The organism is Galbibacter sp. L-19 (assembly GCF_056857615.1).
On sequence record NZ_JBSXNL010000067.1, the window covers coordinates 120890 to 139451 of the forward strand.

15 protein-coding genes are annotated in these 18562 nt (G+C 32.7%); 4 read left to right on the forward strand and 11 right to left on the reverse strand.

The features are described 5' to 3' along the window. Positions 1-87 precede the first annotated feature (87 nt). The gene (glyA, locus tag AC13CQ_RS13835; protein WP_040879751.1) at positions 88-1362 is read left to right on the forward strand and encodes a serine hydroxymethyltransferase; all 1275 of its coding nucleotides are present in this window, start codon (positions 88-90) and stop codon (positions 1360-1362) included. 118 nt (positions 1363-1480) lie between these two features. Here glyA and AC13CQ_RS13840 read toward each other — a convergent pair whose 3' ends face one another. From AC13CQ_RS13840 to AC13CQ_RS13855, 4 genes are all read right to left on the reverse strand, one after another. Continuing rightward, positions 1481-2017, reverse strand: a complete 537-nt coding sequence (locus AC13CQ_RS13840) for a DUF3124 domain-containing protein (protein WP_335588579.1) — start codon at positions 2015-2017, stop codon at positions 1481-1483. 86 nt (positions 2018-2103) lie between these two features. After that, positions 2104-2943: an OmpA/MotB family protein gene (locus AC13CQ_RS13845; protein WP_008614317.1), complete on the reverse strand. Its 840-nt coding sequence runs from the start codon at positions 2941-2943 to the stop codon at positions 2104-2106. Between the two features lie 109 nt (positions 2944-3052). Continuing rightward, a complete protein-coding gene (locus AC13CQ_RS13850; RefSeq protein ID WP_335588578.1) occupies positions 3053-4063 on the reverse strand; it encodes a glycosyltransferase family 2 protein in 1011 nt (336 codons plus the stop codon). Positions 4064-4103: 40 nt separating this feature from the next. Next, the gene (locus tag AC13CQ_RS13855) at positions 4104-4550 is read right to left on the reverse strand and encodes a type I restriction enzyme HsdR N-terminal domain-containing protein (RefSeq protein ID WP_335588583.1); all 447 of its coding nucleotides are present in this window, start codon (positions 4548-4550) and stop codon (positions 4104-4106) included. A gap of 59 nt (positions 4551-4609) precedes the next feature. Here AC13CQ_RS13855 and holA point away from each other — a divergent pair, with 59 nt between their 5' ends. After that, positions 4610-5611: a DNA polymerase III subunit delta gene (gene holA / locus AC13CQ_RS13860; protein WP_008614320.1), complete on the forward strand. Its 1002-nt coding sequence runs from the start codon at positions 4610-4612 to the stop codon at positions 5609-5611. Between the two features lie 295 nt (positions 5612-5906). Here holA and AC13CQ_RS13865 read toward each other — a convergent pair whose 3' ends face one another. Further along, positions 5907-6944 carry a GMP reductase gene (locus AC13CQ_RS13865; protein WP_337900490.1) on the reverse strand — a complete coding sequence of 346 codons (1038 nt, stop codon included), beginning with the start codon at positions 6942-6944 and terminating at the stop codon, positions 5907-5909. A 160-nt stretch (positions 6945-7104) separates the two neighbouring features. Between AC13CQ_RS13865 and AC13CQ_RS13870 the strand changes: the two genes are divergently transcribed. Further along, on the forward strand, positions 7105-8046 hold the full coding sequence (locus tag AC13CQ_RS13870) for a mechanosensitive ion channel family protein (RefSeq protein WP_337900491.1): 942 nt from the start codon (positions 7105-7107) through the stop codon (positions 8044-8046). A 46-nt stretch (positions 8047-8092) separates the two neighbouring features. On the opposite strand, the gene AC13CQ_RS13875 is transcribed toward AC13CQ_RS13870, so the two are convergent. Continuing rightward, positions 8093-10504: an alpha-ketoacid dehydrogenase subunit alpha/beta gene (locus AC13CQ_RS13875; RefSeq protein ID WP_008614331.1), complete on the reverse strand. Its 2412-nt coding sequence runs from the start codon at positions 10502-10504 to the stop codon at positions 8093-8095. Positions 10505-10741: 237 nt separating this feature from the next. Beyond that, positions 10742-13504 (reverse strand): gluzincin family metallopeptidase, encoded by a 2763-nt coding sequence (locus AC13CQ_RS13880; protein WP_474507836.1) that lies wholly within the window; start codon positions 13502-13504, stop codon positions 10742-10744. Positions 13505-14058: 554 nt separating this feature from the next. Here AC13CQ_RS13880 and AC13CQ_RS13885 point away from each other — a divergent pair. Further along, on the forward strand, positions 14059-14604 hold the full coding sequence (locus tag AC13CQ_RS13885; RefSeq protein WP_474507217.1) for a type 1 glutamine amidotransferase domain-containing protein: 546 nt from the start codon (positions 14059-14061) through the stop codon (positions 14602-14604). 287 nt (positions 14605-14891) lie between these two features. On the opposite strand, the gene AC13CQ_RS13890 is transcribed toward AC13CQ_RS13885, so the two are convergent. The 4 genes from AC13CQ_RS13890 to AC13CQ_RS13905 are packed head-to-tail and all read right to left on the reverse strand — an operon-like array spanning position 14892 to position 18470. Then, positions 14892-15194 carry a hypothetical protein gene (locus AC13CQ_RS13890; protein ID WP_008614336.1) on the reverse strand — a complete coding sequence of 101 codons (303 nt, stop codon included), beginning with the start codon at positions 15192-15194 and terminating at the stop codon, positions 14892-14894. Between the two features lie 37 nt (positions 15195-15231). Continuing rightward, on the reverse strand, positions 15232-16206 hold the full coding sequence (locus tag AC13CQ_RS13895) for a deoxyhypusine synthase family protein (protein ID WP_337900495.1): 975 nt from the start codon (positions 16204-16206) through the stop codon (positions 15232-15234). Then, on the reverse strand, positions 16196-17080 hold the full coding sequence (speB, locus tag AC13CQ_RS13900) for an agmatinase (protein ID WP_337900497.1): 885 nt from the start codon (positions 17078-17080) through the stop codon (positions 16196-16198). The genes AC13CQ_RS13895 and speB overlap by 11 nt, the downstream gene beginning before the upstream one ends. Then, on the reverse strand, positions 17073-18470 hold the full coding sequence (locus tag AC13CQ_RS13905) for an arginine decarboxylase (protein ID WP_474507218.1): 1398 nt from the start codon (positions 18468-18470) through the stop codon (positions 17073-17075). The genes speB and AC13CQ_RS13905 overlap by 8 nt, the downstream gene beginning before the upstream one ends. Positions 18471-18562 lie beyond the last annotated feature (92 nt).

Sequence of the window (18562 nt, forward strand, 5' to 3'; positions counted from 1 at the left end):
ATAAATTAGAATTTAAAGGTAGCATTTTATATGAATTTAACGAATCTATTTTATATTTTTGACCATTCTTTAACGAAATACTCCAAAATGAAAAGAGACGAACAAATTTTTGATCTTATTGAGGCTGAAAAACAACGCCAATTAGAAGGGATTGAGCTCATCGCTTCAGAAAATTTTGTAAGCGAGCAGGTAATGGAAGCTGCTGGTTCTGTACTAACTAATAAATATGCTGAAGGATACCCAGGAAAACGCTATTATGGTGGTTGTGAGGTTGTGGATGAGGTAGAAACTATCGCAATAGAACGTGCTAAAGAGCTTTTTGGAGCTGCTTATGCAAACGTTCAACCACACAGTGGATCTCAGGCAAATACTGCAGTTTTTGCAGCTTGTTTAAAACCAGGGGATAAAATTTTAGGTTTTGATCTTTCGCATGGAGGGCACCTTACGCATGGTTCTCCTGTAAATTTCTCTGGGAAATTATACAACCCTGTGTTTTATGGAGTTGATAAGGAAACAGGACTTTTAAATTATGATAAAATAGCTGAAGTTGCTAAAAAAGAGCAACCAAAATTAATTATTGCTGGTGCTTCTGCGTATTCTAGAGATATCAATTTTGAAAAATTTAGAGAAATTGCTGACAGTGTAGGTGCAATTTTATTTGCAGATATTTCTCACCCTGCTGGCTTGATTGCTAAAGGAGTTTTAAGCGACCCAATTCCGCATTGTCATATTGTTTCTACTACAACTCATAAAACGTTAAGAGGACCTCGTGGAGGACTTATATTAATGGGGAAAGATTTTGAAAACCCATTTGGATTAAAATTGAAAAATGGAAACTTACGTATGATGTCTTCTCTTTTAGATAGTGCTGTATTTCCAGGAAATCAAGGGGGACCCTTAGAACATATTATTGCTGCTAAAGCAATTGCATTTGGAGAAGCTTTAAGTGAAGATTTCTTACACTATATTGTTCAGGTTAAGAAAAATGCTGCAGCAATGGCAAAAGCATTTGTAGATAGAGGTTATAATATTATTTCTAATGGAACAGACAATCATATGATGTTAATCGACCTTAGAAATAAAGATATTTCTGGAAAAGAAGGGGAAGAGGCCTTAGGGAAAGCTAATATTACTGTGAATAAAAATATGGTTCCTTTTGACGATAAGAGTCCGTTTGTAACCAGTGGAATTAGAATTGGAACTGCGGCTGTAACTTCTAGAGGTTTGGTTGAAGAGGATATGGAAGCTGTAGTAAATCTTATTGATGAAGTATTGATGAATCGTGAAGATAATACTAAGATTGAAGCTGCTAAGAATCATGTTTATAGATTAATGGCGCACAGACCATTGTTTAAAGCATAAGTTTAGTAAACTAAATATACGTAAAAGAGACTGTTTAAAAAGTATCCAAGCTCAGTTTGACAACTACAAATTACTTTTTAAACAGTCTCTTTTGTTTTATGTAAGATAATAAATCTCTCTACTTTATTTGTACCCCCTGTGTGGTAAAAGATAAACCTTGCTGCCCGGCTGTTGAAATCATTACGGCTTCAAAAAATGGTGATGGGCTATTTTTCTTTGTAGCCCAATCAAAAATAAAGTTTGCTCCAGAGCCACCGTCGTTATCATCTTTTGCTATTACAATTTCTATAGTTTCGAGAGGTGCAATATAGATGGTATTAGAAGTGTAAGAACGTATTAAACTTCCTTTTTCGTTGTAATAATCAGCTTTAGAAATGTAAACAGTATCTTTATTACTTGTGTTACGTAAGCTTACTGTAGTTGTTAAATCGTGTTTTCCGTGCTGTGTATAGCTATAAATTTGGGAATAAATAGAAAGATAAGTTTGTCCTTTAATTAAGGAGTCTTTTGCAGATACCTTTGCTGTTCTACTGTTCCAATCTTCTTTATGGAAATTTATGTCGTCCAATGTATTATTGGTTTTTTTTTCACAAGAAAGTACTGTAAGAATAGCAAAAAGAGCTAGAAGATATGGTATTGGTGTATTTTTATTCATTTTAAATGTTATTATAAAATAAAGATACTAAAAAAGCATCGCCAATGGCGATGCTTTCTCGTAAATTGTATTGTTAGAAAGTGTCCTTAGTTAATTTTAGGATCTTTCATTCCTTCTTCTATCATACTGTAGAATTGGTCTAACTTAGGTAGAATAACAATTCTTGTTCTACGGTTTTTAGCTTTACCATCTTTAGTGTCGTTAGAAGCTACAGGAACGTATTGACTTCTACCAGCTGCAGTCATTCTTGCAGGAGCAACACCAAATTCGTCTTGTAAAATTCTAACTACAGAAGTAGCTCTTAAAACACTTAAATCCCAGTTATCTTTAATTGCTGAAGTGCGAATTGGCACTGTATCAGTGTGACCTTCAACCATAAATTCGAAATCTGGTTTGTTTTTAACTACAGTAGCAACTTTTCCTAATACTTCTTTAGCTCTTGCAGATACTGTTGTGCTTCCGCTAGAGAATAATAATTTATCAGAAATGTTTACATAAACAACACCTTTTTCTACACTAATGTTGATGTCTTCATCATCTAAATTACCCAAAACTCCTTTTAAGCTTTGTACAAGTGCTAAGTTAACAGAGTCTCTACGAGTAACTGCATTTTGCAATTTTCTAATTGTAAGATCTTTCTCTCTTAAACTCTCAAGAGATTTCTCTAAGTTATCAGCACCTTTAGAAGTAAGGGTAGTTAAATTACCCATATTGTTTATTAATTCTTTGTTGTTTGCCTTAAGCAAATCCATTTGCTCTTTGTAGTTTTCCTTTTCAGCAAGACATGAGTTTAATTTCACGGTAGCTGAATTTAAAAGGTCTTGAGTTTCTTTATGCTTAGACTGTAGCTCAGCATATTTTTTAGATGAAACACAAGAAGTAAGGAAAACGGCACTTAAAGCACCTAATAAAAAAATTCTTTTCATGATTATAATTTTACTTAATTAACGTTTTAACATTTTAGGACAAAATTAGATAAAAAGCAAGTTCGTGTACATCGTTTTTAGTTAATTTTCTCTTAAATCAATAGGATTATCACGAAGTACGCTGATTTACAATTTCATAATAATACCTTTTCTGTTTTAAAAAATAGCTAAGAACTATAGAAGTACATTCAAAGTACTTAATATCTTTATTAATAGTATCTCGTTTTTTAAAGATCCTAAAAAAGTAATAGTAATAACTAAAATGTGCTTTTATTATTGCAAATAAATGTAAGAATTTTAATTGAAATAAAAAGCGAATTCCAGCAATTCCATCTAAGAACAATCTAGCTATAATAAGTGGAAAAACCTTACGTTTAGGTAAGTTTTTTGTAATAGAAAAAAGCGAATTTCTGAAGTTAAGAAATGTTTTTTTAGGATTCATATTACCTAAGGTGGCGCCACCTACATGGTATACTTTTGATGTGCCTACATACAATATTTTGTAGTTGTGATTTTGTGCTCTCCAACACAAATCTATTTCTTCTTGATGGGCAAAGTAATCTTCATCAAAACCACCTAATGCATTAAAAATATCTCTTTTAATAAACATACATGCGCCAGTAGCCCAAAATATCTCTTTTATGTCGTTGTATTGAGATTTGTCTTCTTCTAAAGTTTGAAAAATCCGACCTCTGCAGAATGGGTAGCCTAAACGGTCTAAATATCCGCCTGCGGCTCCAGCGTATTCAAAGTAATTTTTCTGTTTATAATCTAAAATTTTAGGCTGTAAAATAGCAACATCTTTAAATTCTTTAAAAGCATTTTCAATTGGAGTAAGCCAATTTGGAGTTACTTCTATATCAGAGTTTAACAAACAGAAAATATCTTCAGAAACCTGTTGCAAAGCTTCATTATAACCTTTGGCATAACCTCCATTAGTGGTATTCTGAATAATTTTTATTGAAGGATAATGTTCTTTAAGAAAGACTATAGAATTGTCAGTAGAAGCATTATCTGCAACATAAATAGTAGCGTTTGGTGAATAGCTGATTACAGATGGTAAAAACTTTTCTAAAAGTTTACTACCATTCCAATTCAGTATAACAACAGCTATTTTCATTTAAAATTTATAACGCTACGGGGTTTAAGAAGATTGCAAATTAAAGCATATAAGCTGGAATATCCTTTAGAAAAATGTATTTTTCTTGTTCATAATCCATTTTGCAAAAATAATGGTCAATTCCGTTGGTCACCATTAAAAACTTGGCTTTTACAGTAAGATTGTAACGTGCAATTTGGTCGAATGTTGTTTGTGTAATTTTTACTGATGGGGCTTTGCATTCTACAATAAGTGCTATGCTTCCATCGGTATGATACACTAAAACATCGTATCGTTTTTTTAAAGTATTGATTATGAGTTCTTTTTCGACATTGATAAGCGATTTAGGGTATTTTTTTTCAGAAATTAGAAAAGATACAACATGTTGTCTTACCCATTCTTCGGGTTGTAATTGGATGAATTTTTTACGTATCTGATCAAAAATATAGACTTTATTTTCCCTATTTTTGAATCGAAATGGATAAGCTGGAAAATTTAATTGCTGCATGCTGGCAAATATCATAATTATCAATTAAAGACTTTTAAAAAAATACAGATTCTTTTTCTATGGATGAAATTAAAAAGATTGTAAACGAAGTAAAACAGGGTGCTATTAAACCTATCTATTTTTTAATGGGCGAAGAACCATATTATATAGATAAGATTTCCCAATTTATGGAACAATCTATTCTAACTGAAGAAGAAAAGGGTTTTAACCAAGTTGTTTTATACGGAAGAGATGTCTCTATAGATGAAATAGTTTCTAGTGCCAAACGTTACCCAATGATGGCAGAACGACAGGTAATTATTGTAAAAGAAGCCCAACATTTGTCTAGAACTATAGAACAGTTGGAAGCGTATGCATTAAATCCGCAGCCTACTACAGTGTTAATAATTTGCTACAAATATAAAAAGCTAGATAAGCGTAAAAAAGTTTATAAAGCAATCTCAAAGTCGGGTTATATTTTTGAAAGTAAAAAGCTATACGAAAACCAAGTTGGCGATTGGATTAGGCGTGTATTAGCTGGAAAAAAATATGGTATTACTCCAAAAGCAGCACAAATGCTAGTAGAATTTTTGGGTACCGATTTAGGAAAAATCAATAATGAGTTAGAGAAACTACAGTTAATTCTTCCAAAAGGGGAGGAAATAACACCAAAGCTAATTGAAGATAATATTGGAATTAGTAAAGATTATAACAATTTTGAATTAAGGAAGGCAATAGGGGAGCGTAATGTGCTGAAAGCAACTCAAATAATGAACTATTTTGCGCAAAACCCTAAGGATAATCCAATTATTGTAACTATTTCTTTACTGAATAATTTTTTTGCGCAATTACTGCATTTTCATGGGTTAAAAGATCATTCCAAAGGGAGTGTGGCTTCTGCATTAAAAGTGAGTCCTTATTTTGTAGGGGAGTATATTACGGCTGGGCGTAATTTTTCCATGAAAGATTGTAGCCGAATTGTTGGTCATCTCAGAACTATAGATGTAAAAAGCAAAGGAGTAGGGGCGGTAAGTGCCACTCAAGCCGATTTATTGAAAGAGCTGTTAATAGTAATTTTTTAATTCTTCAACCTATAAATAAATAAACAGTAGACTTTTGGTAAACTACAAATGTCAAAAAAATAAGAATGCAAAAATCTATATTCTTTTCTCTTTATTCTTGTTTCCTTCCGACTCCCAACTTCGGACTTCAGACTCCCAACTTTTTCAATCTTTCAATCTTTCAATATTTCAATTTTTCAATCCTTAAATCCTTCAATCCTAAAAAGAGGAATTAATCTCCAAAAGCCTGCTCTGAGTTTGCAGAAGAACGCTGCATTAAAATGTATTATTTTTATTTTCTTCTGAATAGATTTTACTAAGAAAATACTTCGTTATGTTGTTCTTGTACTCTAATAAAAGTAGTTCGTTTAGTCAATTCTTTTAAACGACTAGCACCAACATAGGTGCATGTGGAACGTAAGCTTCCTAAAATATCTTGTATGGTATGAGCTACATCACCTCGATATTGAATTTCAACAGTTTTACCTTCACTGGCACGGTAATTAGCAACACCTCCTGCGTGTTTTTCCATAGCCGTTTCAGAGCTCATTCCGTAGAAAGCTTTAAACTTCTCTCCGTTTCTAGAGATTATTTCTCCTCCACTTTCTGTATGGCCAGCCAACATCCCACCAAGCATTACAAAATCGGCACCTCCACCAAAAGCTTTGGCAATATCTCCTGGAATTTTACACCCCCCATCAGAAATTATTTGTCCGCTTAAACCATGAGCAGCATCTGCGCATTCTATAATGGCAGATAGTTGAGGATATCCAACTCCCGTTTTAACGCGGGTAGTGCAAACACTTCCTGGTCCAATACCTACTTTAATAATGTCTGCACCTGCTATGATAAGCTCTTCTACCATTTCTCCAGTTACTACATTGCCAGCCATAATTACTTTGTCTGGAAAATTGTCTCTGGCGTATTTTACAAAATCAACAAAATGTTCAGAATATCCATTAGCTACATCTATACAAATGAGTTTTATACTTGAATGAACATTTAAAATTTCCTTTAATTTTGAAGCATCATCTTTACTGGTTCCTGTGCTAATAGCAATAGAATTGTATATACTTTCATCTTTATCTGCCAAAAAGGTATTCCAATCTGCCAAGGTATAATGTTTATGAATTGCTGTAATAAGTTGATGCTGAGCTAAAGCAGAAGCCATTTCAAAAGTACCAACAGTGTCCATATTAGCAGCAATAATTGGAATGCCTTTCCAGGCATAACTGCTGTGTTTAAATTTGAATTCTCTTTCTAATGTTACTTCGCTTCTAGACTTTAAAGTAGATCTCTTTGGGCGAATCATAACATCTTTAAAACCTAGCTTTAATTCATTTTCTATTCTCATAACAATGCTCCTGATTTATAAGTGAAATTTAAGAAATAAAAAGTTGAATTGGGAGACTTCTGTCATTTTTTAAGCTTTAAAAATTGATACAGTATTGAAGAGTAGTAAATTGATTTTTATTTAGTATTTTTAAAAGAACTATCCAACTAATACTAGCTTTATGTATAATTTATTTATTGCAAATCAAGATTTATATGACGATGTTAAAAGTTCTACTGTGACTTATTTTGACCGATTTATTGAGGCAGTACCATTGTATGTTCTAGGAATACTAATTTTAGCTTTAGGAATTTTAATAGCAGGATGGATTGGTGAATTTGCTAAAAGAAGAATTCAATCTAGAACTGATGATCCGCTTATGAGCAAGTTTCTAGGTAGGGGGATTCGTTTTATATTGATTTTAATTTTTATAATGTTAGCCTTAGATGCTGCGGGTTTAGGCAATATTTCTGCGGGAATTTTAGCAGCAGCAGGGGCTAGTGCCGTTGTTCTAGGATTTGCCTTTAAAGATGTAGGACAGAATTTTATAGCAGGTGTAATACTAAGTTTTAATCGCCCTTTTGACGTGGATGATACTGTTGAGATTGGAGATATTTTTGGTAAGGTTAAAACTTTAGAGTTTAGATATACTAAGTTAAAAACTTTTGATGGAAAAGACGTTTATATTCCAAATAGTGATGTAATAACGTTACCTGTAACAAATTATACTGAAGATGGCTTTTTTAGATGGGATTTTGTAATTGGTATTGCTTATGAAGATAATATTGATGGCGCCAAAAATGTTGTTTTGAAGGCTTTGAGCGAAGAATCTAAGGTGGTGAGTGATGAAGCGCATCAAAATTTTGTAACTGAAGATAAATTGGATACCAGTACAGTAAATTTAAAAGTTTTTTTCTGGGTGGATACAAAAGAGTTTGGGATGCAAGCAATAGTTACTAAAGGAAATGTAGTTAGAAGGGTAAAAGAAGCCTTAGAAGATGCCGGATATTATATGCCAGCAGATATTCAAGAAATTAAATTGTATGGTAAAGAGACCGAATTGCCTATTAGCTTTATAGATAAATTAAAGTTGAATTCTGAAGAAGGAAAGCAAAAAAAATAGCATTTGCTGTTAACAAATGCTATTTTGTATATTTTGATTAGTTTATTTATCTCAATTTAGGATATTTTGTTGGGTTTGCTTCATGCATTATTTCATACACTTTTTCAAAAATATCTTCTGCATTAGGTTTAGAAAAATAATCACCATCACTTGCGTATGCAGGTCTGTGAGCTTTTGCTGTTAATGTTTGCGGAGCACTATCTAAATATTGATAACCATTTTGGTTTTCTACAATTTCTTGTAAAATATAAGCAGAACATCCTCCAGGAACATCCTCATCTATAACCAATAATCTATTAGTTTTCTTAATGCTTTTTACAGTATCATGATTAATGTCAAATGGCAATAAAGTTTGTGCATCAATTATTTCAGCATTAATATCAACTTCCAGTAATTCTTTAGCTACTTGTTCAACAATTCTTAAAGTAGAACCATAAGAAACAATAGTAATATCTGTTCCTTCTTTTATAGTTTCAATAACACCAATTGGAGTTCTTAATGCTCCTAGATTAGAAGGAAGTTTTTCTTTTAAACGATATCCGTTTAAACTTTCTATAACTAATGCAGGCTCCTCACTTTCCATTAATGTATTGTAAAAACCAGCCGCTTTTGTCATATTTCGAGGGGTTAAAATATACATTCCTCGTAATAGATGAATTAAACCTCCCATTTGTGATCCTGCATGCCAAATCCCTTCCAATCGGTGACCACGAGTTCTAACGATTAAAGGTGCTTTTTGCTTTCCAACAGTTCGGTATAGAAGTGATGCTAAATCGTCGCTTAGCACATATAAAGCGTATAAAATGTAGTCTAAATATTGAATTTCAGCAATAGGACGGAGACCTCTTAGCGCCATTCCAATTCCTTGTCCAATAATAGAAGCTTCTCTAATTCCTACATCTGCAACTCTTAATTCTCCATATTTCTTCTGAAGTCCTTCAAGTCCTTGGTTTACATCTCCAATATTACCGCTATCCTCTCCAAAAATTAAGGCATTTGAATTGTTTTCAAAGATTTTGTCAAAATTATCTCTCAATACTACACGACCATCTACTAACTCGGCATTTTCCTCATAAACTGCTGCAACTTCTGCAATATTAGTTGCATTGTGCTTAGTTTCACTATATAGATGAGAGCTGTACTCTGGTTGTGTTTTTGTGTAGAAAGACTCAATCCAGTTACTTAATTTTGTTTTAGCTTCCGATTCTTCTGTTCTAACATAGCGTAATGCTTTTCTGGCTGTAGAAAGAATATTTCTTTTTGAAGGTTCGTCAACAGAGATAAGGTCATTTTTAAGTCGGTTGATAAAACTTTTGTTACTGCTATTATTAGCTAAATCTGAAAGTAAAGAAACAACATGTTTCTTTTCGGATACTATGGGTGTTAAGAATTCGCTCCAAGCTTCTTTTTTGCCATCGCGAACTTCTTTTTTAATTTGTTTTTCTAGTTGATTTAACTCTTCGTCTGTAGCAAAATTATTTGTAATAATCCACTTTCTAAACTGAAGATTACAATCGTACTCTTTTTCCCACTTTAAACGTTTTTCAGACTTGTAACGTTCATGAGAACCAGAGGTAGAATGTCCTTGTGGTTGTGTTAATTCTATAACATGTAAAATTACAGGAATATGCTCTTCTCTAGCAATTTTTCCAGCCTTATTAAAAGCTTCTATTAAAGCAGGATAATCCCATCCTTTTACTACAATAATCTCGTAACCATCTTGGGTTTCGGTTCGTTGAAAACCTTTTAAAACTTCAGAGATGTTTTCTTTTGTGGTTTGGTGTTTGGCATGTACAGAGATTCCGTATTCGTCATCCCATATGCTAATTACCATTGGTACTTGCATTACCCCAGCAGCATTAACAGTTTCAAAAAAGATCCCTTCACTTGTGCTGGCATTTCCTATTGTTCCCCATGCAACTTCATTTCCTTCTTCAGAAAAGCCTTCAGCATTTGTTTCTGCTACATTACGGTAAATTTTGGAGGCTTGCGCTAAACCAAGAAGTCGAGCCATTTGCCCTCCTGTAGGAGAAATATCGGAACTACTGTTTTTCTGTTTGGTAAGGTCTACCCAAGAGCCATCTGGATTATTACTTTGGGTAAGAAAATGCCCACCCATTTGTCTTCCAGCACTCATTGGTTCTTTTTCTATATCGGTGTGCGCATAAAGTCCTGCAAAGAAGTTTTTTATGCTAAATTCTCCGATAGCCATCATAAAAGTTTGATCTCGGTAATACCCACTTCTAAAATCACCATTTTTAAAAGCTTTTGCCATGGCAAGTTGTGGGAGCTCTTTTCCGTCACCAAAAATTCCGAATTTTGCTTTTCCTGTCAAAACTTCTCTTCGACCTAACAAGCTACATTCGCGACTCGTGACAGCTATTTTATAATCATCGAGTATTTGACTTTTAAAATCTTCAAAGGAAATATCTTGTTTTATATCGGGTTTTGTTTGCATAGGATTTTTTATGAGACGATAGCAAAAGTAGCCAAAAAGAATGGACTTTGCAATTAAAAAATCATGCGATAAAATGAATATTATTCAATTTAAAATGTTAATAATGAATTATATTCAATAAAATGTTATTTCAGGGGTGTTTTAATGCGTTATTTTTAATGTTTTAGGATATTTTGTGCAATACTGTTTTACCTCTACGCTAGAAATAAATTGTAAGTTTTATTAAGAATAGTTTTGTTAAAACCACTTTCTGGTAAAAAGTCCAATGAGAGTTTTAGGACTTAATGTAACAATAAACCTTATTTTTTCGTCATACTGAGGTTGTGCAATTTCCCAACCGTTGTTAGAATAGACAGGGAAGTAGAGCTCAAAATAATCGGTTACTAAATTTAAACGGATTCCAGAATCATACACAAAACGGGCATCTTCATTTTGATTGCGAATCATTCCCACATCTCCATAGAGTTCTATCCAACGCCAAATATTAAAACTGGTATTGGAGGTTACAATCCAGTCGTTAGCATAAGGATTTGGGAGTTTAGATTTGAATCCCCCTTCCGCAACAATTAATTGCTGACTAAAAATTCCGCTTTCTTCGGAACGTCCTAAATAATCATAATCAAATAAATAATCGGTAGGACGGTCTAATGCAAAACTGAAAAAGTCTGAATTTGTTTCGTTATAAATAAACTTTCCTGCAAAAAATCGAATGTTAAGCTGGCGGTTGCTTTGGAATAACTTTCTATATTCCCAATTAAATGAAATTTTAGAGAATTCACTAGCCACTTGTAAGTCTACAAACCAAGACTTGTAGTTTATAATTCCATTATTGCCATAGGCATAACGGGCATTAAAAACACTGTAATCTGGATCGGTGTCGATGGTAGGAGAATTATCTCGAATTACATTTACATAACGTATATTAAATAATTCACGTTCATTAGAGCGTAAATCGTCATTTCGGAATCTAAAAGTAACAGATGGTGTGATGGTGCTATAACGCAATCCATCAGCATAATGAAAAGAGGAACCTGCTAAATACGCATCAATTAAATACATATTATCGTGGTTTACATACTTTCGTAATCGCAAAGAACCAGACCCTACTATAGCATTTTCACCAAAAGCATAAGAGGGTTGTAAATCGTAAACAAATGGTTTTGTTAAAAAAGTTTTGTTGTATAATCTCATTCCAGGTGTGATACCATCATAAATATTAAAACGTAGTACAGGTACATAAAAAATCTGATTGTAATAAGGATCTTCGGTATCTTTAAAAAATTTAAATTTTAGCTTTCTATTAGTGGAGAAAAAGCCGTTAACAGACTTCCAATTGTCGCGTTCATTAAATTCTGGAATCACACGATCGTAGTTTAAAACTAATCTTTTTACATCTTTTCGAGGAACAGCAACCGTTTTGGTTTTTTCAACATCAGGATACCATTTTTTAAACAAAATAGAATCGTTTCGGTCAATACCAAATAGTGTAATGGGAGTATTGGTTTTTCTTTTGTTTTTTAAGGTAACGAGAAGTGAATCTTCTGTTTTTTTGAAATTCTTAATTTTATAATCTATCTTCTTATCGGTAGCCACATAAGTAGAGAAATACCAATCAATATTTTTAGGTGCATCTGTTTTTAAAAGCGATTCAAAATCTTCAGAAGTAGAATTCTTAGTTGTATTTTCAGTGTAATATTCCTTTATTTTCTTGTCAATAAAACCATCTCCTAAATAGCTATTTAGATAGGCTAAACCAACCCCCGATTTATATCTATTTGCAATTCTCTCATTAAATTTTATGAGAGAATCTCTCGAAGTTGTTAATGGTTGGTCGGAGTAGGTGCGTGCCATCAACATATATAGGTATGGGTATTGGTCGTTAAATGTCATTTGCGCCAAATGGTAAGAACGGAGTCCCCATACTTTAGATAGCTTCCCAAGCATTTTAGTGTCTTTATAAAACGCATCAACATATTTCATTAATAAATAGGTTTCAATCCCATCTTTTATCCAGTTTTCTTTTCTATTGTCTAGATATATACTATTGTTTAAGTACTCATGAAGACTCGTTTTTAAAAGCTTTAATTCGTATTGAAACTCTTCTGAAAAAGGTCTTAAAAATGAAGGAAGCTGATTAATTCCATAAAGTGGATTCTTTTTATAATCTTGCTCTGTAATTAATAGTTTTTTATGTGGATAATGGCCAAGGGTACTATCTATAAAGTTAATTACACGTTCGGCAGAGTTGGCCTTTGTAATTTTATTTAAATCTTTACTTTCAATATTGGTAATGAGCTCTAATTTATCATTTTTAAATATCGAATAGGTATGTTCTTTTAGAAGATATAGTTTTAAATCGCCTCTATTTGTTCCTTGCAAATAGCTTGTAGTAGTGGAGTCGTTCTGCTCGCTATTTGTAGTGTTGAAATCTGTTATAAGTTTATAGGAGTTTGGATATTTAAAGGCAACTTCTATCTCGTTATTACGCGTATTTAAATCGTTTAAATTTTTATTGTGGTATTCTCGCCACTGCGTATCATAAATAGCTGGAGTTAAATACCAATATCTAAGGTTGTAATTGTTTATATCGGTATACCCATATCCTGTGTATTCTGCGCTAGGCAATTTTACTACATAAGAAAGGTTTAGGGTATATTGCTGTCCAGGGTATATGGGAAACTTTAGTTGCACTTTTATAATGTCGTCCCCTTCTGTACGTTCCCAATTTAGATAATTAAAGTTCTTATCGCTTAGAGTTAATATTTCTGTATTTCCTCTAGTTTCTTCTTTTGCTAAGTGTAAACTTTTATTAAATTCTTCAGCAAATCTAGTAGCTAATGCGGTGCTTTTATTGGCATATGCATTGTTCCAATCGTATAAAAAAATAGAATTTAACGTGTCTTTGGAAGTGTTGTTGTATGTTATTTCTTGCTGAATTTTAATAAGATGTTCATCAGCATTTAGGCTTGCCTTTATTTTTTGACTGTGTTGACTCCACATTATGTTTATGCAGAGAAGGGCTAGAAAGAAAAGGTGTTTTTTAAGAAGGCTCAACATTAACAAGGGTTAGTTTTAATGGTATTTTTATTTTTTTTAGGTTGGTTAAAGTTGATGCTTAAGTTCATTCGGATATTTTGTGATGCTTACAATATTATGCAAAAAAATTCACAATATATACATGTTAAAATAAATATGATGTTAAATCCTTTATAGAGGTTTAATCTCTCAAAGTCTATCCTAAGTTTGTCTATGCTTTTTTCATTAAACTGAAGTAAACTTATTCCAGTTAAAGACTTTGTGGGTTGATTTATGTTAGTTTATTTATTTTCTTCATTAAAGTGGAATTTGTGTAGTGTAATTTATATGAAAATAAAACCTTACTTACAATTACCACATTGTTTCCTTGATACTGCTTTTCTTTTTACCTCATGAAAAATATAAGCAATCAATATTCATATGTTTATGCTTTTACTAACATAGATTTAAGTTTTCACTAACAGAGATCGTGTAAGATTATGGTTACTTTATCTGAGAACCATAAAAAAGTAAATATTATGAAAAAGATAGCAATTTTAGCAACCGATGGATTCGAAGAATCTGAATTAACATCACCAAAAGAAGCTATAGAAAACGAAGGTTGGGAAGCTCATATTGTGAGTTTAAAACCTGGAGCTATTAAATCTTGGAAAGATGGAAATTGGGGAGAATCTTTTAACGTAACGCTAACGGTAGAAGATGGATTAGCCGAAAATTATAATGCATTGGTACTTCCTGGAGGAGTAATCAATCCAGATAATTTACGTACTAATGAAAAAGCATTAGCTTTTATAAGAGATTTTTTTAAGCAGCACAAGCCAGTGGCAGCTATTTGCCATGGGCCTTGGAGTTTAATAAATGCAGAAGTAGTATCAGGAAGAACATTAACTTCTTATAGATCTATTAAAAAAGACCTAGAAAATGCAGGTGCAAAATGGGTTGATAAAGAAGTAGTGGTAGATGAAGCGCTAGTAACTAGCAGAACACCAGATGATTTACCTGCATTTAATAAAAAACTTATTGAGGAGATTAAAGAAGGGAAGCATGAACGGCAACATGCTTAAAGGGATAGTGTTAGTTTACATTTAATCTTTAATCTTTGGTCTTTTTTCTTTAGTCTTTAATCTTATAGAGCAAAGTGATCTTTTATTTTTATCCAGATATTAATGGATTTAAAGCATAAGAGGCTGTCTAAAAAGTAATAAAACTCTAAATGTTATCCTGAGCTTGTCGAAGGATTTTTTTAGTATTAGTTGTTTAAAACTTAGACAGGCTTAGTTTTACAACTATGAATCACTTTTTAGACAGCCTCTTAAGTTATTTATAATTCTCTAGTTATTATAGAGGTTTGTTATTCTTCATCCTCTTCTTGATCGTCTGGAATTTCTAGATTATCGGCTCCTAATGTCTCGTCATCAGAAAAATCATCGTCATCATCATCTTCAAATTTTTCCATAGTATTTGCCAAACGAGTACTTACTTTTACTAAGTAAACGGTGTCTTCAGTTCTAACTTCTACAGCTTCTACAGTTTCATTACTCGCATTTTTAAATTTAATGATATCATCATCACCATATCCGTCAGGATATTTTTCTACGAGCATCGATAGGATTTCGTTAGTCAATTTTTTGTAATCTACAATTACGCGTTTCATATTGTTGATAATTATGTAAGTTTTTAAATCGTTTAGGTTACATATCTAGTAAATACGCAAAAATTAGCGGAGCTACAATGGTAGCATCAGATTCTATAATAAATTTTGGAGTATCGATATCTAGTTTACCCCAAGTGATTTTTTCATTTGGAACAGCTCCAGAATACGACCCATAACTGGTGGTAGAGTCTGAAATCTGACAGAAATAACTCCAAAAAGGAGTGTCTTCCATTTCCATGTCTTGGTATAACATCGGAACCACACAGATAGGGAAATCTCCTGCAATACCTCCACCAATTTGGAAGAATCCAACGCCATTATCTGAATTTTTAATATACCAATCTGCTAAATACCCCATGTATTCAATTCCGCTTTTTACGGTAGAGGCTTGTAATTCCCCTTTCATTACATAGGAAGCAAAAATATTACCCATAGTACTGTCTTCCCATCCAGGAACAACAATAGGTAAGTTCTTTTCTGCTGCGGCATACATCCAAGAGTCTTTTAAGTCTATTTCGTAATATTCTTCTAAAACCCCAGAAAGTAACATTTTATACATATACTCATGAGGAAAATAGCGTTCTCCTTTAGCTTCTGCATCTTTCCAGATTTTATGAATATGCTTTTGTAGTCTTCTAAAGGCTTCTTCTTCAGGGATACAAGTATCGGTAACTCTATTAAGACCTTTTTCTAGTAAATCCCATTCTTCTTGTGGAGTTAGATCTCGGTAGTTTGGAACTCTTTTATAATGAGAGTGTGCTACCAAATTCATAATATCTTCTTCGAGATTTGCTCCAGTACAAGAAATTATTTGCACTTTATCTTGACGAATCATTTCAGCAAAAATCTTACCTAGTTCTCCTGTGCTCATTGCACCAGCAAGGGTAACCATCATTTTGGAACCGTTTGCTAATTGTGCTTCATAACCTTTAGCAGCATCTACTAAAGCAGCAGCATTAAAGTGTAAATAATATTTTTCTATAAAATTAGAAATTGCTCCTTTATTCGTCATCGTCGTCTTGATTTTTTGAGTTTGCGTACTTAAATTTATAAGCTAACATTTTATAATACAACTTTGCAGCTAAAAAATCTGAAGATTTTTCATTTTCATTTGGACAAAGCTCTACAATATCAAAGCCAACTACATTTTTCTTTTTAAAAACTTTTTTTAGATAATCTAAAGTTTCATACCATAATAATCCACCTGGCTCTGGAGTTCCAGTTGAAGGTAAAATAGAAGGGTCGAAAGCATCTAAATCAATAGTAATAAAAACATTTTCTGTCATTTGATGGATTGAATCGTCCATCCACTCATCGCTCATACTAATATCCTCAGCAAAATAAGTTTGGTCTTCAATCATATTATCAACTTCAGAAATATCCATACTACGGATTCCAACTTGGATTAGTTTTGTTTCCTGACTAGCTTCATAAACAGCACAAGCATGGTTGCATTTAGAACCTTCGTATGTTTCTCTTAAATCTGCATGCGCGTCTATTTGTAAAACAGTAAGATCGTCAAAGCACTCATTAAAAGCGCGAATTGACCCGATAGAAATAGAATGCTCACCACCAAATAAAGTAACAAACTTATCTTGTTTTATATAGTTTTTAGTGATTTTATGAACTGTTTCCACCATTTTTTCTGGGGAACTATTTTCAGTAACAGCAGGAGCAAGGTACACCCCTTTTTTGTAGGGCTCGCTTCTTGTTTCTATGTCAAAAAGCTCCATGTTTTCTGAAGCATTTAAAAAAGCATCAGGGCCTTTATCTGCACCTTTTTGCCAAGTGCTTGTACCGTCGTATGGAACTGGAATAAGTACTACTTGAGCATCATCCAGACGTGCATATTTTTCCGGGATACCGGCATAATTTTTCTTACTCATTGTAACCTAAAATTTTTAAAAAGTCGTTTGCTGTTTGTTGTTCAGAAAATAATTTAGTTGTAATGTTTCCTTCGTCGTCTTTATCTATTAAAATATGTTTTGGAGAAGGAATTAAACAATGCTGTAGTCCTCCAAAGCCACCAATAGTTTCTTGGTAGGCTCCAGTATTAAAAAAACCAATATAAAGTGGTTTTGCTTTGCTGTATTTAGGTAAATAAATGGCATTCATGTTCTGTTCGGAGTTGTAATAATCGTCGCTATCACATGTAAGTCCGCCTAAAAGTACACGCTCATATTCATCGTTCCAACGGTTAATAGCTAGCATAATAAAACGCTTACTAATAGCCCAACTATCTGGCAGCGTGGTAATGAAAGATGAGTTTATCATATTCCATTTCTCACGGTCGTTCTGCTGCTTTTGGTATAAAACTTCATAAATGGCTCCACCACTTTCTCCAACAGTAAAACTTCCAAATTCTGTAAAAATATTGGGTACAGGAACGTCTGCCTCTGTACATGCTGTTTTTATCTGATGAATGATTTCATTAACCATGTACTCATAATCGTATTCAAATGCTAATGAATTTTTTATAGGAAATCCACCACCAATATTTAAAGAATTAACTGTAGGGCAGATTTTGCGTAATTGGATGTAAACTTTTAAACATTTTAATAGCTCATTCCAATAGTACGCGGTGTCACGTATTCCAGTATTGATAAAAAAGTGAAGCATTTTTAAATTCACTTTTTTATTGTCTTTTATTTCACGATTGTAAAATGGAACTATGTTTTTATATCCAATACCAAGTCTGCTAGTATAAAACTCAAATTTAGGCTCTTCTTCAGAAGCAATTCTAATTCCTACATTAAAAGGCTCGTTGATGGCTTCATCTAAAAGATTTAATTCTTCGTAATTATCTATTATTGGAATACATTTTTTATGAGAACCATTAATAAGTTCTGCTATGTTTTCAATGTATTCATCTCTTTTAAATCCATTACAGATTACATAATTATCTTTAGAGAGCTTTCCTTTAGCAATTAAACTTTTAACGATGTCAATGTCAAAAGCTGAAGAAGTTTCGATATGGATATCGTTGTTCAATGCTTCATTTAAAACATGACTAAAATGGGAGCTCTTTGTGCAATAGCAATAGTGGTAATTTCCTTCATACCCTTGTTTTTCAATGGCATTTTTAAACCAATATTGAGCTCTTTTTATATTGTTAGAAATTTGAGGTAAATAGGTGAATTTTAATGGCGCACCATATTTTTCTACCAATCCCATCAAATCGATGTCATGGAATTTTAATTGGTCGTTATCTAATTTAAATTCCTCTTGAGGAAAATAATAAGTCTGATCTATAAGATCGAAATACTTCGTCTTCATAGTTACTTTTTTGTAATATTATAAAAATGATATTTGTTTAATTTTAAATTTATGTTATAAATAGCATTTCTATTCAAATACGTAAATAGGCA